Source organism: Pedobacter sp. D749 (assembly GCF_019317285.1).
GTDB lineage: Bacteria > Bacteroidota > Bacteroidia > Sphingobacteriales > Sphingobacteriaceae > Pedobacter.
The window spans coordinates 3,085,157-3,110,708 of the sequence record NZ_CP079218.1; the positions used below are offsets into that span (position 1 = coordinate 3,085,157).

Here is a 25,552-nt window from a genome sequence, read left to right on the forward strand (position 1 = left end):
CTCTTTGCGGTTAAAAACACCATGGATAAAAAGTTGAAAAACCACGAAATTATCCTTAATATTGGATTGGGTTCTCCCGATTACAAACCATGCAACTTACCAGGTTAGAAATTAAAGGTTTTAAGAGCTTTGGCGATAAAGTGACCATCAATTTTAATGAGGGTGTTACCGCTATCGTTGGCCCGAATGGTTGCGGAAAATCTAATGTAATTGATGCCATGCGCTGGGTTTTGGGCGAACAGAGCACTAAAGCCTTGCGATCGGAAAAGATGGAGAACATCATTTTCAACGGAACAAAAAACCGTAAACAGGCACAGCTCGCTGAGGTTTCCTTAAGTTTTGATAATACAAAAAATATCCTTCCTACCGCTTATTCACAGGTTACCGTAACCCGTAAACTCTACAGAAATGGCGACAGTGAATACCGCCTGAACGATGTTCAATGCAGGTTAAAAGATATTACCGACCTTTTTCTGGATACCGGAATCGGCTCTGATAGTTATTCCATTATCGAGCTGAAAATGGTTGATGAAATTATCACCAATAAAGAGCATAGTCGTCGTTCCTTATTTGAAGAAGCATCAGGAATCTCGAAATACAAATTACGCAAAAAGCAGACTTTCAGCAAATTAAAAGACACAGAAGCCGATTTAGAGCGCGTTGAAGATTTACTTTTCGAGATCGAAAAAAACCTTAAAACCTTAGAAAATCAGGCGCGCAAAGCTGAGCGTTATTATAAGTTAAAAGAGCAATACCGCGAACTGAGTATTCAGTTGGCTACACATCGTATTGCCTTCTTCCGTACCGACTTGAATGCTTTAGAAACACAGGAGCAAAGTCAGCAGGTGAACCGTGCAGAACTCAGTACCAAAATAGACACCGGTGAAGCCGAACTGCAAAAACTTAAACTAGGCAGTATTAATCAGGAAAAGAACCTTTCTGTACAACAAAAGGCTACAAACGAGTTTGTTTCTAAAATCCGCGCTTACGAAAGTGAGAAAAAAGTAAAGAACGAGCAGATGCGCTTTTTACAGGAAAAAGAAACACGCTTATCTGGCGAGCTGGAAAAAGATAAAAACCAGGTTAACCACATTAAATACAACATTAAACGTTTAAATGAAGAAGTTTTAACAGAAACCGAGGTTTTTAACCGACTGGAATCTGATTTAAAGCAGCTAAAATCTACGCTTGATACTTTACGCGAGCAACAACAGACCGAGAAAAACAGGACTGACAACCTGATCAAATCTGTTAACGACCTGCAAAACCAGGTATACCAGTCGCAAAAAGAAATTGATATCCTGAATATTCAGAAAGATGCCCTGGTACAGGAAACCAACCGGAATGTTGATGATACCGAAACCAAAACCTTAGAATTAAAGGCTTTCGATCATGCATTAGCCGAACTTGATATCCAGGTAAGGGAAAAGCAGGCCAATATTAAAAACCTGACAGAAGCCGAAGAACTTTTAAAAGAAAAACTGGCTGCTTCCGAAATCAACCTGAGTTCGAACAAGGAAAAACTTACGGCCGAAAACCGTAAAAAAGATGCCAAACAGAACGAATATAACCTGACCAAATCGCTGGTTGACAGTTTAGAGGGTTTCCCGGAATCGATCCGTTTCTTAAAGAAAAACAATGCTTTTGCCAAAAGTGCCCTGCTCCTTTCTGATATTTTATTCTGTAATGAAGATTACCGTATCGCGATAGAAAATTACCTCGAACCGGTAATGAACCACTATGTTGTTGATCAGTATGCAGATGCCGTGCAGGCCATTAATCTTTTAACCGATGCCAGCCGTGGAAGGGCGAATTTCTTTATTTTAGAAAATGTTCCCGATAAAAACCCGGTTATTAGCGCTCATGAAGGCCTCATTTCCGCTTTATCGGTAATCGAAGTCGACAAAAAATACCAGGCACTCTGCAACCTGCTTTTACAAAATGTATATATCGCAATAGCCGAGCAGGAAAATTTATTTAAAGCCACACCAACCGAGAGTTTAACCATTTTGGCCAAAAATGGAAAATATGCTCAAACGAGATTCACTTTGGCAGGTGGATCTGTAGGACTGTTTGAAGGTAAAAGGATTGGTCGTGCGAAGAATTTAGAAAATCTAGCCAAAGAAATTAAAGCTTCAGAATCACTGATTAATCAGTATAATGCAGGTATAAAAGCCGAAACAGACAATATATTTAACCTGAAAGAGGCTTCAAAAATTAATCAGATTAACGCTTTACAACAGGAAATGAACCGTTTAAACAACGAACACATTTCTGTGCAGACCCGCCGCGATCAATATCAGGAGTTTATCACCACCAGCGAAAACCGCAAAACGGATATCGCGCAAAAGATCGTATCTATAGAAAAAGCCTTGTCGGAGAAGTTACCCGCATTGGTTCAACTGCAAAAAGACCAGCAAGAAGCACATCGTAATTTACAAGAACAACAACTTAATTATCAAGAAATTGCCGATCAGGTAAATGAAAGTGCGGGTAAGTACAACCAGGATAATATCCGTTTCCACCAACAACAAAATAAGTTATCGGGTTTAGAAAAAGATTTAGATTACCGTTTTGTACAGGAAGAAGCTTTAAATAAGCGCATTGCCCAAAACGACAAAGAATTACAGGAAACCCTAATCCAAATTACGGCAACGTTACAGCATACCGATCTGAACGATGATACGCTTCTGGAGATGTATCAACAACGGGAAGAGATGGAAAAAGGCCTTGCTGAAGCCGAGCAGGCATATTTTTCAAGCAAAGGAAGCATTAACGAGGTAGAAAACGACCTGACGAACATCCGCAAAAACCGCGAAGAAACTGATTTCTTATTAACTGAAATCAAGGATAAGAAGAATGCGTTAAAAATAGATCTGAATGCATTAAAAGAACGTTTAGCTGTCGAATTCAATATCGACATTAACGACCTTTTAGAAACCGAGACTGAAATTGAAGTGCTGGAAAGCGAATTCGAACTGCGCCAGAAAGTAGAAAAAATGAAGCGTCAGTTGGATGAGTTTGGGGCCATCAACTCCATGGCCATGGAAGCTTTTAAAGAAATGGAAGAGCGTTACACCTTTATCCAGAATCAGAAAAAAGACCTCAACGCCGCCAAAGCCGATCTTTTACAAACCATAAAAGAAATCGATGATACGGCTAAAGATAAATTTATGCAGGCTTTTACTCAGGCGCGCGAACATTTTATCGTAGTTTTCCGCTCTTTATTTAACGAAGAAGATAGCTGCGACCTGATTTTATCAGATATCAACAATCCTTTAGAGGCCGATATTGATATTATTGCCCGTCCGAAAGGAAAAAGACCTTTATCGATCAATCAACTATCAGGTGGAGAAAAAACATTAACGGCTACTGCCCTATTATTTTCACTTTACCTGTTAAAACCTGCGCCTTTCTGTATTTTCGACGAGGTTGATGCGCCATTGGATGATACCAACATCGATAAATTCAATAATATTATCCGCAAATTCTCCGATCAATCTCAGTTTATCATCGTATCACATAACAAACGCACCATTGCCAGCACTGATATCATTTATGGGGTAACTATGGTAGAGCAGGGCGTTTCGAGGGTGGTTGCCGTAGATTTAAGAGAAGTGGCGGCCTAGTTCAACTTTTCCGTCATTGCGAGGAGATACGACGAAGCAATCTTCTATTTACATTTTTTCCCGATTCGAAAATGAAAGCAACAGCCTTTGGCAGCCTTCAGCCCTGCTGTACACTGTAGCCTCGCGAAAAGCTCGGGCTGCCGTTCCCATCAGGTTTAAAAACGCAATACAGTAAAGCAAACAGCGTTTGAATAGCGTAACGAAAAATGTATATTTGTTAATAACAATAAAAGATATGTTAGCTACAGTTAAAGGATATTATGAAAAAGGAAAAATAACGCTGAAAGAAAAAGCGCCTGTACAGACCAAAACGGAAGTTATAGTTACTTTTTTAACAGAAGATAAGCCATTTCTTGCTAAAAGGATTCCTGGTGCGTTTAAAGGTAAAATATCAATCCCTGAAGATTTTAACGAACCTTTAGATGATTTTAAGGAATACATGTAATGGCATCTAATCATTATCTTTTAGATACCCATTGCCTAATATGGTTTCAGGAAAATAATCCAAAGATCCCTAAAAAGATATTAGATATTCTTCAAAATACAGAAAACGTTGTTTATTTCAGTCAAATTAGTTTGTTTGAAATCTCAATAAAACAGTCCCTCGGCAAACTTCCTAACTTCAGTGTATCTGTAGAAGATATTCATAATCAAGCGCTATTAGATGGCTTCACTTTTTTAGTCATAGAAAATTCTGCAATTTTCAATTATTATAGCATTCCATTGTTGAATGAACACAGAGATCCATTCGATCGGCTATTAATTTCTTCAGCTATACAACAAGATGCTACTTTATTATCTGCTGATGAAAAATTCAAGCTTTATCCAAATATTTTAAAATTGCTTTGGCAGTAATTCATTATAATCATGAAAACCCTATATATCCTTCCTTTAGCGATGATGCTAAGCTGCTGTTCATCAGTAAAAAACAAAAACAATACTGCTTCAGGTAAGTTGGATACTCAATTGTTAAAAGACGTTGAAGTATTATCTTCCGATGCTTATCAAGGTAGAAAAACCGGAACAAGAGGGGCCGAAATGGCCAGGGCATACATTATAGAAAGGTTTCAGAAACTGGGTTTAAAATCTTACCCACAGCATGTAAACTACGCACAGGAATTTACCTTTAATGGAAGATCTGGCGCAAAAGTGAATGGAACAAATCTAATCGGCTACATTCCGGGCAAAGGAACTAATGTAATTGTAGTTTCGGCACATTACGACCATTTAGGGGTAATTAAAGATGAAGTTTATAATGGTGCTGATGACAATGCATCAGGAACTGCAGGCTTATTAAAAATTGCAGCATATTTCGCTAAGAACAAGCCGAATAATACGATCATTTTCGCAGCTTTCGATGCGGAAGAAATGGGTTTACAGGGTGCAAAAGCATTTGTAGGTAATCCACCAGTGCCTGTTAATACTATCGCTGTTGATTTAAACATGGATATGATCAGTCATAGTGATAAAGGTGAGCTCTATGTATGTGGAACTTTCAAATATCCTGATTTAAAGAAATATGTAGATACGACTAAAACCAATATCAGATTACTTTTCGGCCACGACGATCCTAAACAAGGTCATGACGACTGGACCAATCAGAGCGACCAGGGTGCATTTAATGCTAAAAATATTCCGTTCTTATATTTTGGCGTGGAAGATCACAAAGATTACCATAAAGCTACAGATGAATATTCTACCATCACCAAACCATTTTTCAGTAATGCAGCAAGTGCTGTGCTGGATGTGGTAAAAAGTATCGACACACAAACTGGCTTACAACAATTGTTAAAGGATAAAATGATCATGATGGACAACCCAAGAAAGTTGGAAAAATTTTAATGAATTGATTGATATAGATCTAAACCTGCCCTATCCGGCAGGTTTTTTTATGCCTTTACATTTCAACAATAAATTATTCATCTGAATATCAGTAAATTAAACAAAAAACTATAAAAATAGTTTGCAAACTATTTTTATAGTAGTAACTTCAATTAACCAAACTACAAAAATAGTTGCTATGATAAAAGAACTCACAAAAGCAGAAGAACAGGTAATGCTCATTCTTTGGGAAATGGGCGAAGCCCTGGTAAAAGATGTTATCGATAAAATGAACGAACCCAAGCCCGCTTACAACACGGTATCTACAGTAATAAGGGTTTTGGAAGGGAAAAGTTTTGTTGATCATAAGGCCATCGGCAATACGCACATCTACTTCCCTATTATTAAAGAAACTGATTATAAAAAGTTTGCAATAGATAAAGTGATGAACAATTACTTTGAAAACTCTTATGAGAGTCTGGTTTCTTTTCTGGTGAAAGAAAAAAGTATGAGTAACGAAGAACTCAATGAAATTATTCAATTGGCAGAGAAACTTAAAAAAGACAAATGATGAGCTGGTTATATTATTTACTCGAAGCAAATCTATACCTTATCCTATTTTATGGATTTTATAGATTATTCCTCCACAAGGAAACCTTTTACGGATTAAACAGGTATTATCTGATTTTCAGCTCGATACTCGCTTTTATACTTCCATTTTTTCAGCTGGGATTGTTAAAAAAGGAAATGGTTTTCAACTCTACAGGATATCCCCAGATCGAAGAACCTAAATCATTTTTAAATCTGGAAAATATTCTTTTATTGTTATATCTGGCGATTTCAACAGTTTTAATCCTAAAAGTTTTTTGGGGACTAAGGCACATTGCAAAATTAATGCGAAATGCCCATAAGAATAAAGAAAATGGTATCACACTTATTGAAATCCAAAATTCAAAAATAGCATTTTCATTCTTTAATCTACTCTTTATTGATCCAGAGATGAATCAAAAGGCTACCGTGTTAAAGCACGAAATGGTTCATATTAAGCAGAAGCATAGTTTTGATATTCTATTATTCGAATTGGTACAGATCTCCAGCTGGTTCAATCCAATCATATATTTTATCAGGAATGACATCAGGCTCATTCACGAATATCTTGCTGATGACGCTACCACCAGGACAGATATTGCCAAATACGAATACGCATTATTTCTGATCCAAAATTCTTATGGAAACCAGGAAGTTACGCTTAGCAACCATTTTTTCACTTCATCATTACTAAAAAACAGAATAAGTATGTTAAACCAAAAAAAATCTGCAAAATGGGCCAGGCTCAAATTGTTATTTATCTTTCCGTTAACCGGATTTATGTTATGCCTCTCTACAATGGCATTTACAAAAGATTATGCTACCATCCAATTTGGACAAAAAAAGGAAAGCTTAACCATCGTTTTTCAGGATACGACCAAGAAAAAAGCTGACAAGAAGAGGTTACCACCTCTGCCGCCTAAAGAACCAAATCAATCAAAATCCAAAAAAGTTAAAGAAATAACGATTAATGAAGTTCCTATTGCTGCAGATCATAAAAAAGAAGCAAGAAGATTACCACCACCACCGCCAGTTGAACCAGGTGCTTTAAAATCAAAAAAGTCTGGTGCTCCAAAAGTTGATCAGATTCGTTTCGCTCCACCTATTGTAAAAAAAGATAAAAAGAACTTACCAGTACCACCGCCGCCACCGCCAGTTGAACCAAAAACTAAAAAAAGTGGTGGTAAATAGTAACAGGTAATATTTTAAGTACAGGATAACTACTGTGGCACATAAACCACGAATTTAGTCTCAAAAAAATCTTCCTCAAAATAAGCTGAAAGTGGATATAACTCTGCTTTCAGTTTTGATTCTTTGATCTCTTCAGCTAAATCGCCACCTTTTAAATACAAAATCCCATTTGGAATGGCATTTAAGGAGTCTTTTTTAAATTTGCCCTGTATCCATGGATAAAATTCGCCTAAGCGGGTAACCGCTCTCGATACGACAAAGTTAAATTTCTCTTTAATCTGCTCGGCTCTTAAATGATCAGCTCTTAAATTCTCCAAGCCTAATGCCGATGCTACTTCTTTAACCACTTTAATCTTTTTTCCGATAGAATCTACAAGATAGAATTGCGTTTCGGGAAACAAAATCGCCAATGGGATGCCCGGAAAACCACCACCTGTACCTACATCTAAAACTGATTCTCCAGTTTTAAAATTGCATACTTTAGCTATCCCCAACGAGTGCAATACGTGGCGCTCATATAATTCTTCAATATCTTTTCTCGAAATTACATTGATTTGCGAATTCCAAAAGCTATATAATTCGAACAGTTGCGAAAATTGGGCAATCTGTTTTTCGCTTAAATCAGGGAAATATTTTAAAACGATATCGGGCTTTACATCAAGCATATTGTAATTACTAAAGGATTATTGAATTATTTCCAGTTTACTTTTTTCTTGCCAAATAAGGCTAAAAATCCGTTCAGGGTTAAAAACAGAAACAAAAGTATATCTAAAATCGGGAACCACCAACGCAAATCGCTATAGTTTAAGCGTTTCAGCAATTTTGGATAAATAAAACACCTGATGATGATGCTTAATCCGAGGATTCCTAAAGCGATGTATTGCGCCTCGCGACTAAAAAACATACATGCGACAAAGAAAGCATAGAATAAAAACTGGAAAACAATCTGCAGGCTTAAAATAAACTTATGTTTTGATTTATAGAACTTTCCCGCACCAAAATGACGTTTTTTTTGTCTCAGATAGCCTTGCCAGGTATTATTAGGTTCACTCCAAACATGACTATCGCGGTGTAAACGGATTTCTGTATTGTATTTATTGGCATGTGCATTTACAAACAAATCATCATCTCCAGATGGGATATGCATGTGTGCTGCAAAGCCTTTATTTTTGAAAAAAAGCGATTTTTTATACGCCATATTGCGTCCAACGCCCATATAAGGCATACCTTTTAAGGCGAAAGACAAGTAATTTACTGCAGTAAAAAAGGTTTCAAACCTGATCAGTGCATTTAAAAGACTTCTTTTTTTCATGTAAGGAGAATAGCCCAAAACGATTTCTGTATTTTCGTCAGCAGGCTGCTGCATATCCATTAACCAATTTTCGGAAGCTGGAGTGCAATCTGCATCAGTAAAAACTAACCAATCATGTTTAGCGGCCTTTATTCCCATGGTTACCGCAAATTTTTTGCCTGCTATAAATTTATCGTTATCTAAAATCTTAACTACTTTCAGGTTACGGTGTTTCTTCTCTAATTCTTCTAAAAACTCTTCTGTGCCGTCCCAGGAGCGATCATTAACCACCACAATTTCGAACTCCGGATAGTTTTGACTTAATAATACAGGCAGATACCGCTCTAAATTCACAATTTCATTTCTGGCACAAACAATTACACTTAGCGGTTTTTGAGCCGACGAGGGAACCTCTTCGATACTTACATTAGCCAATTTTAAATGAACAAAAAGTACATAGTAAAGCTGCACCAAAAGGCAAAAAGCCAATATCGAGAGCAGAATAATTTCAATCAGGGTTAATATCACAATGTTAAAATAAACAGGCGCAAATTTCTCATTTTTAATCTGTAAATCACTTTTATGTGGATAAAAAATTAAACAAAAATATGCCCTCAATTTTTGCTATTTTTGGCAGATTTTCGACGAGAAAAAACACATATAAACCGCCTGCCATCAAAATAGCAATTCGTTTAATAAAACGGAATTTGATGGCGGTAAACTCCACTTAATAATTGGAGAAAAATAAATAGAAACAGATGAAATTTAGTTTACAGGCTAACGATCCACTATCTAAAGCCAGAGCCGGAACAGTAACAACTGCTCATGGCGAAATACAAACCCCTATTTTTATGCCTGTGGGCACTGCCGGAACGGTAAAAGCCGTTCATCAGCGCGAACTTAAAGATGATATCGACGCAAAAATCATTCTGGGTAATACTTACCACCTTTATTTAAGACCAGGTTTAGAAATCCTGGAACAAGCTGGTGGATTACACAAATTTATTGGCTGGGACCGTCCGATTTTAACAGATAGTGGAGGCTACCAGGTATATTCTTTAAGTAAAGTTCGTAAAATTAAGGAGGAAGGCGTTACTTTCCACTCCCATATTGATGGATCGAAACACCTTTTTACTCCTGAATATGCGATGGATATTCAGCGAACCATAGGTGCCGATATTATTATGGCCTTTGATGAGTGTACGCCATACCCTTGCGACTATACTTATGCAGCGCAATCAATTAAAATGACACACCGTTGGTTAAAACGCTGTTGCGAACGTTTTGATACAACAGAACCTAAATATGGTTTTGACCAAACGTTATTCCCCATTGTACAGGGTTCGGTATATAAAGATTTACGTATTAAATCGGCAGAATTTATTGCCAGCATGAACCGTGAAGGCAATGCCATTGGTGGTTTATCTGTTGGTGAACCTGCTGAAGAGATGTATGCCATGACAGAAGTGGTATGCGATATATTACCGGTAGAAAAACCGCGTTATTTAATGGGCGTAGGTACACCGATCAATATCTTGGAGAATATTGCCTTAGGTGTGGATATGTTTGATTGCGTGATGCCAACCAGAAATGCCAGAAACGGTATGCTTTTTACCAGAAACGGAATCATTAACATCAGGAACAAAAAATGGGAGAATGATTTCTCTCCACTGGATGCCGAAAGCGATCTTCATGCTGATTTAGTAACCAGTAAAGCATATTTAAGACATTTAGTACATAGTAAGGAAATGCTTGGCGCTCAAATTGCTACCTTGCATAATCTGCATTTCTATCTTTGGCTGGTAAAACAGGCCAGGGAAAAGATCATTGCTGGTGAATTTTACGAGTGGAAAAACAAAATGGTTAAAGTATTAGGCAATAAGCTATAAAATGAGTCTGTTAAAAGGAAGGATAAAAATCATCGATCAGTATATTATCGGGAAATACCTGGGTACATTTATTTATACCCTGGCCATTTTTGTGATCATTATTGTCGTGTTCGACCTGTCGGAAAAGATGGATGATTTTATGAAAAGCGGCTTGAGTTTTTGGGGAATCCTTTCCAAATATTACGCAGGATCTATTCCTTTTTATGTGAATATGCTTTCACCCCTGATCAATTTTATTGCAGTGATTTTCTTTACCGCAAAAATGGCCGATCAGACTGAAATTGTACCAATTTTGAGTGGTGGGGTGAGTTTTAACCGCTTTTTATTTCCTTACCTGGTTTCGGCTACGATTATTTTCTCGGCCAACTTACTTTCAAATCTATACATCCTTCCTTATACCAATACTTTAAAAAATAGTTTCGAGAATACGTACGTAAAACGTAATGATCCTTCTACAAAATCAAACATCCATATGAAACTGGATGACAAAACCTATATCTATATTGATAATTTCGACAACAAAACCAATTCAGGATACCGGTTTTCTCTGGATAATTTTAGTGGAGATGTGCTGACCAAAAAGATTGTTGCAGAAAATATAAAATGGGATTCGCTTAAACGCAAATGGCAGTTAAGTAACTACTCCATCCGGAAGATTGACGGCCTGAAAGAAACCATGATTTATGGCAACGGAAAACTTAAGGATACCATCCTGGATATGCGTCCTGATGATTTTTCAGCATATGACAATGTGGTACAAAATTTAACCACGAAGGAACTTTCTGATAAGATCAGGAAAGAAAAGATCCGCGGAACAGGCGTAATGAACGACCTTCAGTTTGAAAAATACAAACGTTACTTACACCCGCTTTCTGCTTTCGTACTAACGCTGATTGGCGTGGCACTATCGTCGCGCAAAGTACGCGGAGGGGTCGGTGTATCATTAGGTATCGGAATCTTCATTAGCTTCGCTTATATCGTATTTAATCAGTTCACACAGATGTTTTCGACTAAAGGTGGATTACCTCCATTTGCTGCTGTTATTATGCCTACATTATTCTTTGGCTTATTAGGTTTTTACCTGTTAAGAAAAGCACCAAAATAGCAATGGAAGCCACTAAAAAGAATTTACTCATTCTTCATCTTACTGTATTTGTTTGGGGCTTTACAGGCGTGCTCGGCAAGTTAATTTCTATTGATGCAGTACCCATGGTTTGGTACCGGGTATTGATTGCAGCAGCTACACTTTTTGCCTGGTTTTTAATCACCAAAAAGAATATTAAAATAACCAAAAAGCAGTTTATTCAATTCTTTCTAACCGGCGGAATTGTAGCTATCCACTGGATATTTTTCTTTCATGCCATTAAGGTTTCTACGGTTTCGGTAACCTTGGTATGCCTCTCTTCCTTTACTTTATTTACAGCAATTTTAGAGCCGCTGATCAAAAAACAACCAATACAAATAGGCGATATTCTGATCGGTTTATTAATCATTCTGGGCATATATATGATCTTTAAATTCGAAGGCCAGTATACCTTAGGAATTATTTTTGGTTTATTAGCAGCAGTGGCATCCAGTCTTTTTTCAACTATAAATTCTACTTTGGTACAAAAAAGCGAACCTTCTATTATCAGTTTTTACGAACTTGTAGGCGCGCTTTTCTGGATCACCTTGTACCGTTTATATGATGGAACACTGCTGCACACAGCATTCAATTTAAGCACTAAAAACTGGTTCTATCTTATTCTTCTTGGTACGCTCTGCACATCTGTTGCTTATGTTGCGGGTGTTGCTGTTATGCGTACATTATCGGCTTTTAGGGTAGCCTTAATTACAAACCTCGAACCTGTTTACGGCATTGTTTTGGCCTTCATTTTCTTTCAGAATAAAGAACAGATGACTGGTGGTTTTTATATCGGAGCAACGATTATTCTAGGCTCGATATTCTTATATCCGATCTACAAAAAGAGAAAGAACAAGCTGTAGAAAGCAAGTTCATATACCGCAATATTTTCGCATAATGAAATAGCTGTCCTATCGATCAAATCGCTATAGCATGAAGCGTAGCGAAATAGAAATCCTCTGACTAGATAGTTGTACATCTCGACTGTAGCGCAGCGAAATGGAGAGATCTATCCAGCCGAATTTGCTTCATTAAGGCATTCAGAAACTCAACTAATCTATACTCCATTACCATAACAGAATCCAATAGAATCGTCGTCATCTCGACTGTAGCGCAGCGAAATGGAGAGATCTATTTAGACAGATTTCTCGACTTCGTTGCACTCCGCTCGAAATGACGATAACCCTAAGGAATTTTTATTTATAGACTCGTTGCTGCATATAAATTACCTGGAAATAGATTCATTTTAATCGCTTTATCAACTTCGTTACATGCCATTCGAAATGACGATATCATGCAATATCTAGTACCACCTTACTTTATCCCCTATATACTCAAGTCTTCACATCACAATTACATAAGCGAAGCTAAAAACATTAAATGCAAGCTAAAATAAATTGGATCTTTTTTACTAATCCACCAATGTAGGTTTGAATTTTTTGCTAATAAACTAGAGGCAACTAACAGAAAATAGAGCAACTCCTAAGACTAAATAAGCACCCTCATACAAACGATTATGCAGCATTTTACTTGTATATAAAAAATCGAAATAAAACCATATGCTAACGCGTGTAAGACAGCAGAATTTAAAATCCAAAAACAATATCAAAATCAACAGATAAGCATAATAAAACCTCAACAATACCGACCAATAATAGACTAGTAAAAACAACAAATATTCAAACAAAAAGCACATCGAAAAAATACCTGTTTAAGATTAAAAACAGCACAGAACAAGAGTTGCAAAATAGCTTAGAAATACCTAAAAAAAGTAGAATAAAATACAACACAAAAAGTATTTAAAAAGCATAATTAATTAAGATTGAAATCCCATAAAAACTTCTTCAAAAATCATTAGCTATACTAATATAAAATCGGACTAAAAAATAGCAAAAATCCAATTTACATTTTCTAATAAAAAGGGATCAAAATCATAGAATCCCGCAAACTAAATACACCTAGTTAAAGCAAATACCCGAATGCTAAGGTCTTTAATCAGCATCATAGAAAACTGCCCATTTTCGACTGAAAAATTGAGGTTTTAAAAACATAATAATTAGAAAACATATCGAAAAATAGACCTCATCATGTACTCAAGTTTAGCATAAATAGCTTAAAAATCCCTAAAATTGACCAATTCCCAGTCCTAAAAAAATAACACAAAAACCAATCAAAAAGCGCCATTAAACAACAAATAAAGCAGTTTTAGCTTAAAAATAATTTTTTCAAAAAAAGAGATCCAAAAGCCATTCACCTGAGAATATCGCAAGGAAATCGAATTATCCAGTGAAAAAACCGGAGTTTTAAGGCTTAAAAACATTAAAAAGATATACAAATCGGGGTGCCTCAAGTAAAATTCAGACAAAAATTTCAGTGTTAAAACCTTGGTTCAAGCCATAATAAACTGAGTTTTTAAATGCTAAACTACAACATCCGGAACCACCTGGATTTGGAAATAGCAATTTATGAGAGTTAAATCCAGCCCTAATGATAAAAAAATCAGTCTGAATTACGCGACAAAAATTAAAGACATTTTGTCATAAAAATATTATTACCCCTATAAAACCGAATTTTAAATCGACATCAATTTATACATTAGAAAGTATAAATTCTTAGAGTTTACGGCTCTAAAAATCTAATTTTAGACTGCGAATAAATCAATTTTACGATAGGGATTATTCTCCACTTAAGCAAATAAACCGGGCAATTCTTAACTCCTATAAATCATCAGGAAGGATGCTAAAATCCACAAGACTCAGGCTCAATTTTCGGGACAGAAACCTCATTCTAAAATTCATACTAAAATTTAGAAAGCCGCAAAAATTTTCAAGGAAAATCGATTAATAAGTGTAAATTAAATCAATAAATTACTATTGATAAAAAATGTGATGAAGTGGTTAAATCTGAAGTAAAATCAGGTTAAAAAACACAATAAAATCAACATTTAATGATTTTATATAAATTTCATTAAAGTTTATAAATCAGTATTTTATGATAATTAATATAAATTAATAATTTATATTTAAGAATACCTTTAAAATTTATAAAACTAAATATTTTAGCAAAGATTTTAGATGAATTTAAAAAAAGCAAACAAAAAACTAATTATCAAGTATTTAAGTGCAATTACTTTAAGTTTTATTTCATCATCAGTTTTTGGGCAAATTTTCAGCACAGCACAAAACCCACTTAGTGTAAAATGGAACTACATTTCATCAGGAGGCTTTAAAATCATCTATCCTGAAGAACTGGAGAAAGAAGCCCAAAGAATGGCCAACACCCTACCCTATATCTACACCAAGATTGGTTTGGGTTTGAGGCAACAAAAAACCACTATCCCACTCCTATTACAGAACCGCGGAACGGTTGCAAACGGCTTTGTTCAGCTGGGCCCGAAGAAGTCTGAATTTTATGCTACACCGCCTCAATTTTTCGACAGTCAGGATTGGCTAAACAACCTCGCTGTACATGAGCTTAGACACATTGCACAGTTTGACAAATTGACAGAAACACAGACTCACCCCTTTCCGGAGCTGGTTTACTTTGCCTACTTTGGTGCAGGAATACCCACCTGGTTTTTCGAAGGCGATGCGGTGGTTAACGAAACGGCGCTGACCTTTTCAGGCAGGGGCCGCCAGCCAAACTGGATCATGCCTTACCGGGCTTCAATTTTGGAAGGCAAAAAACTCAGCTACAGCAAAGCCTATTTTGGTTCGAACAAAGACGTAACACCAGGCTACTACCAAACCGGATATTTGATGGTAGCAGACATGAAAGAAAAATACGGTCAGTTCATTTCCGACAGTTTACTTGGCGACATTAGAAAAAGACCAGTGAGGCCTTACCCCTTTTCAAAAAGCTTAAAAAAATACACGGGTGAAAATACGCGACAATATTTTATAGCTACCCAAAATAAGCTTGCCGAAAAATGGAAAATACAGGAAGAAAAATCAGCTTCAGAAAACTATGAAAGTTTAAATAAAAAAACATTGTTGGCTACGAATTATTTCTTACCCGTTAGGATCAACAAAAACCAGATTTTAGCACTTAAAGAAAGTAAGACGGATGCCCGTTATTTTGTGATTGTTAACGAAGATAAAACGGAGCAAAAATTATTCGGAATTGGTTATCAGGAACAGCCCTGGTTCAGCTTAAAAAACGACCTGCTGGTTTGGGATGAAATCCGTTACGATCCGCGATACAAACAGCGCAGTTATAGCGTAATCTGTTCATATAATTTAAAGACAAAAAAATTCAATAAGTTAAGCAGCAAAAGCAGGCTCTTCTCCCCTAGCCTTTCTGAAAACGGAAAGAAAATTATTGCAGCCAAAGTTGAACTCAATAACCAATTCAACCTGGTAGAGATCGATGCCGCTTCAGGAAAAATTTTAAAGACTTATCCAAATCCAGATAATGAAATACTGCAGACACCAGCTTTCGATAAAACCGGAAATAAGATTGCTTATATCAGCGTAACGGAAAAAGGAAAAAGCTTGTGGCTGATGGATGGAGATAAAAAATCGCAATTGATTTCTAACAGCAGACAACAGCTAAGCCGACCGATTTTTATTAACGATAAAATTGTTTTCAATGCACACTTCAATGGCATCGATAATATTTACGCGATTGATCCCACTTCGAAAAAAATTACGGCATTAAGCGCATCTAAGTACGGCGCCTTTAATCCTACCGAAACCAGTGATGGAAAAATCATTTTTAACGATTACAAAATCAACGGTTATGAAATTGCTGAAACTACCATTATAGAAAAACCTGTAGGCGAAAATAACTTTGTAGATTTTTCGGCCGCAGCAGAAAAGCAGGAAAATATCGGGAATGTTTTCGACAAAATACCGGATAGCACTTACCAATCTAAACGTTACCACCAAGCTTTAAATCTTTTCAGCATCCACAGCATTATTCCGGTAATTGACAACGAATATGTTTTTGGTTTAGAACTGCAATCGAACAACCTGCTTAACACTATGGACTTTTATTCGGGTGCAAAATACCACCGCGATTTAAAACGTTTCGAATACACAGCTGAAATTAGCTATAAAGCGCTCTATCCGGTGTTTAGTGTATTATACAGCAACCGCCCGAAAAGAACGTTCTACAGAGCTAAAAATGCGATACAACAAGGCGATTGGAGAGAGAACTATATCAAGCTTAACGCATCGCTTCCTTTATCGTTCAACGCACGTAATGAGAACTATGCTTTTACACTAAATGCGGCGACCAGTTTTACGCAAAGATACATGCCGGAAAACATGCCAACCGGTTTTATACAGGAGCTTAAATTTCCGATGGAATACAACTTTACTTTCAACCATAGTGTGCGCACTACTGAAAGAGATATTGCACCCAAGTGGGCGCAAGTGTTCAGGGTAACTTATGATCACCAACCTTTCGACAAAAATTTAGGTGGAGAAATTTTAGCGCTCGAAAGTTTTCTATATTTCCCGGGGCTTGCTAAAAACCATTCCTTCCTGGCGAGTTTCAATTACCAGAAAGCAAGCGGGGTAAACCAGTATGCAACAGAGATTGCAACCGTGTATGGATACAACAACATTTTAGCAAAAAGCAAACTACAGAACAGCTTACTTTTCAACTACCGCTTTCCATTTGCCTTTCCCGATTGGGAGTTGGGTTCCCTGGCTTACGTGAGGAATTTTAGGGCAGGTTTATTTTGCCATTATGAGAACATCGGTAAGGGCACCACATTTAACGATCCGAAAACTTATGGGGTAGAATTGAACACGAGCGTAAACATTTTACGCTATCAACCTGTTGTAGATTTAGGGGCGAGATTGGTTTTTGTTAACCAGATTTACAATCAAAATCCGATATTAGAGTTTTCATTTAATTATAGCTTCTAAAAACATGAGCGCAAAAACAATCTCCATTATTATTTTAACCGCATTGCTGACCATATTCTTGATGGTAAATACCGAAGCTGTAGATTTCAATTTTCTGGTTACCACGGTTCCGGTATCTAAACTTTTGGTTATCGGTGTTTGCATTATCATTGGTTTTATTATCGGCTTTGTAGTGGGCCGACCAAGAAAAACAGTAAGTAGCTATGATGATGAGATCGAGAGGAATCAACCTACAATAGAAAAGAAAAATACCTTAAGCGACGAGGACAGAGATTACATTAGTTAGAGCCAGGATTAAATAGGATTATTCGATTCCAGGATTATGGCGCTTCAGAATTTCAGCACCATAGTGTTTCATTATTATTGTATTTTAAGATTATATAGTTTATCTTAGTTCACAAGAGAATCCCTATTTCTTATATAAAATTTTATTTATTATGATGAAATATGGTGATTTAACAGGCCGCATTATTGGCTGTGCAATGAAAGTTCATTCGTTTCTAGGATCAGGTTTTCAAGAAAAGATATATCAAAAAGCCTTGGGTATTGAAATGCGGATAGAAAAATTATCTTATAAGGAAGAAATGACGATGAATATTTTTTATCGTGATATTAAAATTGGGTATAGAAGGGTAGATTTTTTTGTTGAAAATACGATTATGTTAGAACTAAAAGCTATATCAGAATTAAATGATGCACATCTTGCACAAGCGATTAACTATCTTGAAGCATATAAACTTCCCGTAGGATTATTGATCAATTTTGGAAGCAGGAGCCTAACTTTTAAAAGAGTTTATAATACGAAGCACCCAGATAACAAGAGCTAGGATTGGTATGATTTAAAGATGATAAGATTCAAGTGTAAACAAAGGGATGAAATTAGCCAGGATTAATGTGATTCAAGGGCGAAAGGATTTTAAATACCGATAAAAACATCTACGAAAATTAATCCTGAGATCCTATCATCTTAAAAATCCTGGCAAGGATAGCGAGATTAAATGCTGATAAAAAATATGTCACGAACCCTGATCTTGAAATCCCATCATCTTAAAAATCCTAGCTAAGCGCTGTCATGATTTCCCCATACAATAACCCACTTCCCCCGCCATAGTGCTGGATAATTTCTAATGCTGGTTTAAGCCCGGTTAGTTTTGCTCTCAATGCTTTTTCACATATTGCATCAATGCCGTTTCCCAGCAGCACCAAATCTATTTCATGTGTTTGGCAAATCTCGATAGCTTCATCATCCGTGCATACACAGATCCCTTTCCACTCTGGCCTGGCATTCAGCAGGCGGTTCATTACCGTCGTAATTTCAGTATCTCTTCCGATATAAAGTATGGTAGTTTGCATAGTTTTTTACATAAAGAAACCTCGCAGGGTTTTGAACCCTGCGAGGTTTGGTTAAATTATTTTAGTTCAATTCCATCGGAACATCCATCAATAAAACCTCTGCATCTGCAGTATTGGCTTTAAAACTGATGCTATCGGTATCCCAAACGCCTAATCCATCTCTTTTGCTCAGCACTTGTCCGTTTATGGTTACTTCTCCATTGATGATGAAAGCATACACACCATTACCTGCTTTTTTGATTTTGTATTCAGTTTCAAATCCGGCATCGAATTTACCTAATGAGAACCAGGCATCCTGATGTATCCAGACACCGGCATCATCCGCGTTTGGAGATAAAATCTGTTGAAAATTATTGTGCCTCGCCGCAACATCCAATGTCTGCTGATCGTAACGTGGTGTAACGTTTTTCTTGTTAGGGAACAACCAGATCTGCAATAAATTTAATTGCTCGTTTGCATTAGCGTTAAACTCGCTATGGCTCACACCAGTTCCGGCACTCATTACCTGGATTTCTCCGTTTTTAATTGTGGCCGAATTACCCATACTATCTTTGTGTGCAATTGCACCAGCCAATGGAATGGTAATAATTTCCATGTTATCATGTGGGTGAGCGCCAAAGCCCATTCCACCATCAATACTGTCATCATTTAAAACCCTTAAAACTCCGAAGTGCATCCTTTCCGGATTGTAGTAATTAGCAAAACTGAATGAATGGTGTGCATCTAACCAACCATGATTAGCATGACCGCGGGTGTTTTCTTTGTGCAAAATAAACTGTGACATAAATTTCCTTTCTTATTTATGATACAAAGTTAATACTGTAAGGCTTGCTGTGCATTGATGTAGGGTAAGAAGTGAGGGCGGGGAGCGTTGGGCGGAGAGCGCCAAGCGTTTGATAAGAAAGGATTAACTTTCGCCAGCACAGCATCGCTGCTTAATTCCCTCAACGCATGTAAAACTATCCAATTTGCCTTTTTATTGTTCTGTGCCAGAATATTGCTTGCAGTTTGGATGACCTGCCCATACACGAATGTATTACGCTTGCCAATCTGCCTTAGCGCCCAGTTAATGGCTTTTTGACAAAATTCCGGGTATTGTTAGTCTCATTTTAAATAATTGGAAGAAATTTAACCTATTTCAAGTGAAAAGAATTATTACTTAAATTTTTCATTAAGGATGCTATCCATTAAAACGATATTCTTTTGAGGATCATTTTTGTACAATTTGAAATCGCCCTGCATCACTTTATATTCCTTTGTTTTAGCATAATTTTTCTGCTGAATGCTATCAATTTTTGCCCCCTCGGCCCTACTAAAAATAAGCATTTGCATGTTAAATGTTTGCTTAACCTCCGTTTTCTTGCCAGACATCGCTTCCATTGAGACTCCTTTAGAATAATCGATTTGTATACGCCTGTCTTTGGCAGACCACTCGTAAAAAACATCTACAGTAGTTTGTGGCCTAAAAGTTGGCCTACCAAATTGTTTCTCTAACTGCTTAACAAACTCGTTGTAAACCGTATCAGATTTAAGTTCTGCATCGGCTAAAATCGCTACAGTTTTATTATTGTGCGTTAAAAAAGCGATTCTATTAAAGTATATATCCTGATAATAGGCAATACTGTCTATAATCTTACTGTAATACGCTTTACCGTAAAAGGAATCTTTGCCATTCCAGGCATCTAACTTATAAGCAACCGGATAGTCGAAAGGCATTGAATAGCCTTTTTTAAGGTAATCCGGATTACTATTTACATTTGAGTCTATTTTGGATTTTAAAAATTCAATTAGTTTTTCTTTGAAATCAACTTTTTCCAGATTCAACCCTGCTTTTTCCTTAAGGGCTGAAGCATTTTTATCACTTTGACTGCAAGAAAATAAAACTGTACTTAATAATAGTAGAAAAAAGCTTTTCATAAAGTTATTTCAAATTAAAATATCCAGTTAATACACAAACCATGAACAAATATTTATGATTTTTTCCGTCAAAAAACTTTAAGCTAAAGCTTGCTCAATATCCGCTAAAATATCGTTGATATGCTCTAAACCTATTGATAAACGGATTGAACCTTGTTCAATCCCAACTTCATTACGTTGCTCTTCGGTAAGTTTGCTGTGTGTACTCGTAGCCGGGTGTGTTGCAATAGAACGGGTATCGGCCAAATTTGCAGAGATAGAGAACATTTGCAAACCATCTATAAATTTACGTGCTGCATCTATACCACCTTCAACCACAATGGTTACAATGCCACCACCTTGTTTCATTTGCTTTTTGGCAATATCGTATTGAGGGTGCGATGGCAAAAACGGATATTTTACCAGTTTAACTTTCGGATGTTTTTCTAAATATTCAGCAACCTTTAAAGCGTTTTCGCAATGACGATCCATACGGATGGCTAAGGTCTCTAAACTCTTAGATAAAATCCATGCGTTAAAAGGCGATAAAGCAGGTCCGCTGTGACGTGCAAAAGCAATTACATCTGCAATTAAAGCTTTGGGACCTAAAATTACACCACCCAAAACACGCCCTTGCCCGTCAATATATTTAGTAGCTGAGTGGATTGAAATGTGTGCACCATATTTAATTGGCTGTTGTAGATATGGTGTAGCGAAGCAATTATCTACAACAAGTAATATGTTATGTTTTTTAGCCAAACTGCCCAAAAATTCAAGATCGATAATATCAATACCAGGATTAGATGGGGTTTCTACAAAAATCATTTTAGTATTTGGCTTAATTAAAGCCTCCCAATCCTGTGGTTTATCTAAATCGGCATAATCGAAAGTTACACCCCAGTTAGAAAAAACATTGGTTAATAATTGGTGCGTAGAACCAAAAACCGAACGGCTTGATACCAGGTGGTCGCCATTTTTCAAAAATGCCCCAAATGTGGTAAAAATCGCAGCCATGCCTGTTGCTGTAGCAAAACCATCTTCGGCACCTTCTAAAAGGCACATTTTCTCGATGAACTCGGATGTATTTGGATTTGAATAACGACTGTATACATTTCCCTCCTTTTCATTCGCAAACAAAGCACGCATTTCTTCTGCATCTTCAAACTTATAACTCGAAGTAAGGTAAATTGGTGATGAATGCTCTTTGTGTAAACTGCGTTCGGTTTGCGTGCGTATAGCTATGGTTTCAAAATTTTCGGATTTCATTTTTAAGTATCAAGATTTGAGTGTCAAAAGATGGGTATCAAGATTTGAGTATTAAGTATCAGGATGTAATGTGAGAATAAAGTCGTCATCATAAATTTAAGATTTGCTTCTCGATACTTGCTACTTATTACTTGTTACTTTATACTTCTCTTTTGTTTATTTTATAAGTAAAATTAATAGTTGCTGAACGGCCCAAAATATTCGATACCGAGCAATATTTATCGAAGGTCATTTGTAGTGCACGTTCTACCTTTTGAGTGCTTAAATCGCCAAATAAATCAAAGTGAATATCGATTATATCAAAAATCGGCGGCATTTCTTCCTCTTTTCTAGTGGCGTTTATAGCGATTTTAATATCATCAAGTGGTTCCTTTTGCTTGGTTAGCACATTTACCATATCAATGCCACTACAGCCGCCTAATCCAATCAGTAACATCTCCATCGGTCTGAAACCTTTTCCCTCGCCTCCAATGGCAGCTTTTGCATCCAACTCTACAGTAAAACCGCTCTCGTTTTCTGCTTCAAAATTAAATTTACCGCTCTTGCGGATCAGATTTATGTTCATATTATTAGTATCGAGATGTCAGATTTGAGATATTAGATATGAGACATTTCAAATGCCTTAAACCTTCTATCTTCCAACCTTCTACCTTAATTTAAATTTATTATTTAATACCTAACATTTTGCTATTCGAAAACCATGCGCCATGCGCTCAGCTTAAATACCATAAAATACTAAGTTATTTTTTTCCAGTTCGGACAATTTAACCGGATGGTCGAAAATTGCAAAAACCGACGAACCGCTACCACTCATTAAAGCGAATGTTGCGCCTGCATCGTATAAACTGGTTTTTATTTGACGAATTTGGGGATACTTTGCGAAGACCGATGGTTCGAAATCGTTGATAACCTTATTTTTCCATGTTGTTGGACACAAATGTATAATTTCTTTTAACGATTGCAAAGGTTTTTGCGGTTTTACATGCGCATAAGCATCGGCCGTACTTACATGCACGGGCGGTTTTACCAAAACTTTAAACCAGGCTGACAAATCTACTTCGCACTTTTCAAATTCGTCTCCTTTATTAAAGGCATAAACAGGTTTGTTCTCAATAAAAAAAGCACAGTCTGCCCCTAGCTGACGGGCGTAACCTTCCATTTTATCAACAGACATCCCCAAACTGAATTTCTCATTTAATAATTTGATCAGGAAAGCACAATCTGCTGACCCACCGCCCAAGCCCGCTCCCACAGGAATATTTTTCAGCAAATTAATCTGCTGTGCAGGGATATCAAAATCCTTTTTTACCAATTGGTATGCCTTAAAACACAGGTTATCATTAGGATCACCGGGAATATCGATGCCATGAATTTTGCAAGAAGTTACCTCTGCATCGGTAATCTCGACCGAATCTTTAATATTGATCGGGTAAAAAACGGTTTCAAGGTTGTGGTAACCATCAGATCGTTTTTCGGTGATATTTAAGCCTAGGTTTATTTTTGCGTTGGGAAAAGATAGCATTTTAGTTCTGAGTCGTGAGTCTTAAGTCCTGAGTCCATGGTGCCGAAACCAGCAACCGTCTCATGTTGCAAACATACAAATTTTATGTAGGTCCCGGCTTCACGCCGGAACTACACAACGGAATTACACCCAACCGATGTTAACAATTAAACAATAAAATGATTTACAACACCTGATAAATTTTAGATATTTGTAAATTATCAAAACAGTATGAAACAATATTTAGATTTAATGCAGCATGTGCTGAATCATGGCGCTCAAAAGCACGACCGTACCGGTACTGGAACAATAAGTGTTTTTGGTTACCAGATGCGTTTTAACCTTCAAGAAGGTTTTCCAATGGTTACAACAAAAAAGCTGCACTTAAAATCTATTATTCACGAGCTGATCTGGTTTTTAACCGGCGATACAAACATTAAATACCTGAAAGATAATGGTGTACGTATCTGGGACGAATGGGCAGATGAAAACGGCAACCTCGGACCGGTTTACGGTTCGCAATGGAGAAGCTGGCCAACACCAGACGGACAGCATATTGATCAGATTACCAATATGATCAACACGATCAAAAACAATCCCGATTCGCGCAGGATTATTGTTTCAGCATGGAATGTTGCCGAAATCGAAAATATGGCCTTACCCCCTTGTCATGCCTTTTTTCAGTTTTATATTGCTGATGGAAAATTAAGCTGTCAGCTGTACCAGCGCAGTGCCGACATTTTCCTGGGTGTTCCTTTCAACATTGCATCTTACGCATTACTAACTATGATGGTGGCACAGGTTTGCGGTTTACAAGCCGGAGATTTTATCCACACCCTTGGCGATGCCCATCTATACAATAACCATATCGAACAGGCCAACCTGCAATTAAGTCGCGAACCGAAACCACTTCCAACCATGAAAATCAATCCAGAGGTAAAAAGCATTTTTGATTTTAAATTTGAAGATTTTACATTGGAGAACTACGAAGCGCATCCACATATTAAAGGTATAGTGGCGGTGTAACATTTGTTCAATGGTCATTAGCCATTGGTTCATTTGTTTGGATTCAGATTGAATGCCCTATTTTAAAAAATCATTCCTTTAATTTACTTAATCAAGAGAAATCATGAATTATAAATTAGAGGATTTAGAAGTATATAATTTGTCTGAGGTAATTTCAGATAAAATCTGGGATATTGTTATGGGATGGGATATTTCGCTAAAGATACCATCGGTAAACAATTATGCAGAGCAGCAGATTCTATTAGTGCAAATATTGCAGAAGGATATGGGAGGTATCATTTCAAAGAGAACAAAAAATTTTGTTATTATAGCCGCGGTTCGATTCTAGAAGTAAAATCATTTCTCAGAAAGGCTAAAAACAGAAAATTAATAGCTGAAGATTGTTATTCAGAACTTTATACCGAATTGCAAACAATCCATTTAAAGCTGAATACTTACATAAAATATATTGGAAAAAACTTAAACAAGTTTTAACTTGTTGACGGATGCTGAGATCATACTTAGAAATTATGCTTAATCCACTTTGCAGACACTAATAAACAAATGACTAATGACTAATGAACTAGAAAGCCCTTCACTTTCAATAGCCGTAGCCGTAGGCGAGAACCTCGCAATTGGCAAAAACAACCAGCTTTTATGGCACATGCCAGCCGATTTAAAGTTTTTTAAACAAACGACTTCTGGCCATACGGTTATAATGGGCCGTAAAACGTACGATTCTGTAGGCAGACCATTACCGAACCGCAGGAATATTGTAATTACAAGAGATACTGAATTAAAAATTGAAGGCGTTGAAGTGGTAAATAGCTTAGATGAAGCTTTAGCAATTACCAAAACCGAAGATAAGCCCGTATTCATTGTGGGCGGTGCCGAAATTTACAGACAAGCATTGCCTAAAACACAAACACTTTATTTAACAACTATTCACCATAATTTTGATGCGGATACTTTTTTCCCGGAAGTAGACCGGAAAGAATGGAAAGTGATTAGCAGCGAAACACACAAAGCAGACGAAAAGAATAAATACGATTATACTTTTGAGGTTTTAGAGCGGATTTAGTTCAAATTAACCGCAAAGAACACTGAGAACTTCGCAAAG

Annotated in this window: 24 protein-coding genes and 1 pseudogene; 16 read left to right on the forward strand and 9 right to left on the reverse strand. The window is 36.8% G+C overall.

All coding sequences use genetic code 11. The features are described 5' to 3' along the window. Nucleotides 1–89: 89 nt before the first annotated feature. From smc to KYH19_RS12435, 6 genes are all read left to right on the forward strand, one after another. The gene (gene smc, locus KYH19_RS12410; protein WP_219075343.1) at nucleotides 90–3,629 is read left to right on the forward strand and encodes a chromosome segregation protein SMC; all 3,540 of its coding nucleotides are present in this window, start codon (nucleotides 90–92) and stop codon (nucleotides 3,627–3,629) included. Between the two features lie 235 nt (nucleotides 3,630–3,864). Beyond that, complete coding sequence (locus tag KYH19_RS12415; protein WP_219075344.1) at nucleotides 3,865–4,074, forward strand: DUF2281 domain-containing protein; 210 nt, start codon at nucleotides 3,865–3,867, stop codon at nucleotides 4,072–4,074. Then, a complete protein-coding gene (locus tag KYH19_RS12420; protein WP_219075345.1) occupies nucleotides 4,074–4,484 on the forward strand; it encodes a type II toxin-antitoxin system VapC family toxin in 411 nt (136 codons plus the stop codon). Before KYH19_RS12415 ends, KYH19_RS12420 begins: the two co-directional genes overlap by 1 nt. A gap of 12 nt (nucleotides 4,485–4,496) precedes the next feature. Next, nucleotides 4,497–5,471 carry a M28 family peptidase gene (locus tag KYH19_RS12425; RefSeq protein WP_219075346.1) on the forward strand — a complete coding sequence of 325 codons (975 nt, stop codon included), beginning with the start codon at nucleotides 4,497–4,499 and terminating at the stop codon, nucleotides 5,469–5,471. A 178-nt stretch (nucleotides 5,472–5,649) separates the two neighbouring features. Continuing rightward, nucleotides 5,650–6,021 (forward strand): BlaI/MecI/CopY family transcriptional regulator, encoded by a 372-nt coding sequence (locus KYH19_RS12430; protein ID WP_219075347.1) that lies wholly within the window; start codon nucleotides 5,650–5,652, stop codon nucleotides 6,019–6,021. Further along, nucleotides 6,018–7,229 carry a M56 family metallopeptidase gene (locus KYH19_RS12435; protein ID WP_219075348.1) on the forward strand — a complete coding sequence of 404 codons (1,212 nt, stop codon included), beginning with the start codon at nucleotides 6,018–6,020 and terminating at the stop codon, nucleotides 7,227–7,229. The genes KYH19_RS12430 and KYH19_RS12435 overlap by 4 nt, the downstream gene beginning before the upstream one ends. A gap of 29 nt (nucleotides 7,230–7,258) precedes the next feature. Here the strand turns inward: KYH19_RS12435 and rsmG are convergent, their stop codons facing one another. Continuing rightward, nucleotides 7,259–7,894 carry a 16S rRNA (guanine(527)-N(7))-methyltransferase RsmG gene (rsmG, locus tag KYH19_RS12440; RefSeq protein WP_219075349.1) on the reverse strand — a complete coding sequence of 212 codons (636 nt, stop codon included), beginning with the start codon at nucleotides 7,892–7,894 and terminating at the stop codon, nucleotides 7,259–7,261. 26 nt (nucleotides 7,895–7,920) lie between these two features. Continuing rightward, complete coding sequence (locus tag KYH19_RS12445) at nucleotides 7,921–9,138, reverse strand: glycosyltransferase (protein ID WP_370630230.1); 1,218 nt, start codon at nucleotides 9,136–9,138, stop codon at nucleotides 7,921–7,923. A 140-nt stretch (nucleotides 9,139–9,278) separates the two neighbouring features. Here KYH19_RS12445 and tgt point away from each other — a divergent pair, with 140 nt between their 5' ends. The 6 genes from tgt (at nucleotide 9,279) to KYH19_RS12475 (ending at nucleotide 18,238) form a co-directional block, all read left to right on the forward strand. Further along, a complete protein-coding gene (gene tgt / locus KYH19_RS12450) occupies nucleotides 9,279–10,409 on the forward strand; it encodes a tRNA guanosine(34) transglycosylase Tgt (RefSeq protein ID WP_219075350.1) in 1,131 nt (376 codons plus the stop codon). 1 nt (nucleotide 10,410) lies between these two features. Further along, nucleotides 10,411–11,514 carry an LptF/LptG family permease gene (locus KYH19_RS12455; RefSeq protein ID WP_121286730.1) on the forward strand — a complete coding sequence of 368 codons (1,104 nt, stop codon included), beginning with the start codon at nucleotides 10,411–10,413 and terminating at the stop codon, nucleotides 11,512–11,514. A gap of 2 nt (nucleotides 11,515–11,516) precedes the next feature. Beyond that, entirely contained in the window at nucleotides 11,517–12,395 is an 879-nt protein-coding gene (locus KYH19_RS12460) for a DMT family transporter (protein WP_219075351.1), read from the forward strand. A 2,211-nt stretch (nucleotides 12,396–14,606) separates the two neighbouring features. Continuing rightward, the gene (locus tag KYH19_RS12465; protein ID WP_219075352.1) at nucleotides 14,607–17,411 is read left to right on the forward strand and encodes a hypothetical protein; all 2,805 of its coding nucleotides are present in this window, start codon (nucleotides 14,607–14,609) and stop codon (nucleotides 17,409–17,411) included. 4 nt (nucleotides 17,412–17,415) lie between these two features. After that, entirely contained in the window at nucleotides 17,416–17,697 is a 282-nt protein-coding gene (locus tag KYH19_RS12470) for a lipopolysaccharide assembly protein LapA domain-containing protein (protein ID WP_219075353.1), read from the forward strand. A 151-nt stretch (nucleotides 17,698–17,848) separates the two neighbouring features. Beyond that, on the forward strand, nucleotides 17,849–18,238 hold the full coding sequence (locus KYH19_RS12475; protein WP_219075354.1) for a GxxExxY protein: 390 nt from the start codon (nucleotides 17,849–17,851) through the stop codon (nucleotides 18,236–18,238). 229 nt (nucleotides 18,239–18,467) lie between these two features. Here the strand turns inward: KYH19_RS12475 and KYH19_RS12480 are convergent, their stop codons facing one another. From KYH19_RS12480 to ispE, 7 genes and pseudogenes are all read right to left on the reverse strand, one after another. Continuing rightward, nucleotides 18,468–18,764, reverse strand: a complete 297-nt coding sequence (locus tag KYH19_RS12480) for a hypothetical protein (RefSeq protein ID WP_219075355.1) — start codon at nucleotides 18,762–18,764, stop codon at nucleotides 18,468–18,470. 61 nt (nucleotides 18,765–18,825) lie between these two features. After that, complete coding sequence (locus KYH19_RS12485) at nucleotides 18,826–19,548, reverse strand: pirin family protein (protein ID WP_219075356.1); 723 nt, start codon at nucleotides 19,546–19,548, stop codon at nucleotides 18,826–18,828. 29 nt (nucleotides 19,549–19,577) lie between these two features. Next, a pseudogene (locus KYH19_RS24375) lies at nucleotides 19,578–19,841 on the reverse strand (hypothetical protein); the annotation flags it as partial. A gap of 78 nt (nucleotides 19,842–19,919) precedes the next feature. Further along, nucleotides 19,920–20,681 carry a hypothetical protein gene (locus KYH19_RS12495; RefSeq protein WP_219075357.1) on the reverse strand — a complete coding sequence of 254 codons (762 nt, stop codon included), beginning with the start codon at nucleotides 20,679–20,681 and terminating at the stop codon, nucleotides 19,920–19,922. Nucleotides 20,682–20,759: 78 nt separating this feature from the next. Next, on the reverse strand, nucleotides 20,760–21,926 hold the full coding sequence (locus KYH19_RS12500; protein WP_219075358.1) for a PLP-dependent aspartate aminotransferase family protein: 1,167 nt from the start codon (nucleotides 21,924–21,926) through the stop codon (nucleotides 20,760–20,762). 139 nt (nucleotides 21,927–22,065) lie between these two features. Continuing rightward, a complete protein-coding gene (locus KYH19_RS12505; protein WP_219075359.1) occupies nucleotides 22,066–22,491 on the reverse strand; it encodes an OsmC family protein in 426 nt (141 codons plus the stop codon). 153 nt (nucleotides 22,492–22,644) lie between these two features. Then, nucleotides 22,645–23,448, reverse strand: coding sequence for a 4-(cytidine 5'-diphospho)-2-C-methyl-D-erythritol kinase (gene ispE, locus KYH19_RS12510; RefSeq protein ID WP_219075360.1), 804 nt, complete (start codon nucleotides 23,446–23,448; stop codon nucleotides 22,645–22,647). Nucleotides 23,449–23,658: 210 nt separating this feature from the next. On the opposite strand from ispE, the gene KYH19_RS12515 reads away from it, so the two are divergent. The 4 genes from KYH19_RS12515 (at nucleotide 23,659) to KYH19_RS12525 (ending at nucleotide 25,513) form a co-directional block, all read left to right on the forward strand. Next, nucleotides 23,659–24,453: a thymidylate synthase gene (locus KYH19_RS12515; protein ID WP_219075361.1), complete on the forward strand. Its 795-nt coding sequence runs from the start codon at nucleotides 23,659–23,661 to the stop codon at nucleotides 24,451–24,453. 103 nt (nucleotides 24,454–24,556) lie between these two features. Next, nucleotides 24,557–24,781, forward strand: a complete 225-nt coding sequence (locus KYH19_RS24215) for a hypothetical protein (RefSeq protein WP_255562413.1) — start codon at nucleotides 24,557–24,559, stop codon at nucleotides 24,779–24,781. Next, the gene (locus tag KYH19_RS24380; RefSeq protein WP_370630318.1) at nucleotides 24,706–24,927 is read left to right on the forward strand and encodes a four helix bundle protein; all 222 of its coding nucleotides are present in this window, start codon (nucleotides 24,706–24,708) and stop codon (nucleotides 24,925–24,927) included. Before KYH19_RS24215 ends, KYH19_RS24380 begins: the two co-directional genes overlap by 76 nt. Before the next feature lie 76 nt (nucleotides 24,928–25,003). After that, a complete protein-coding gene (locus tag KYH19_RS12525) occupies nucleotides 25,004–25,513 on the forward strand; it encodes a dihydrofolate reductase (protein WP_219075363.1) in 510 nt (169 codons plus the stop codon). Nucleotides 25,514–25,552: the final 39 nt, after the last annotated feature.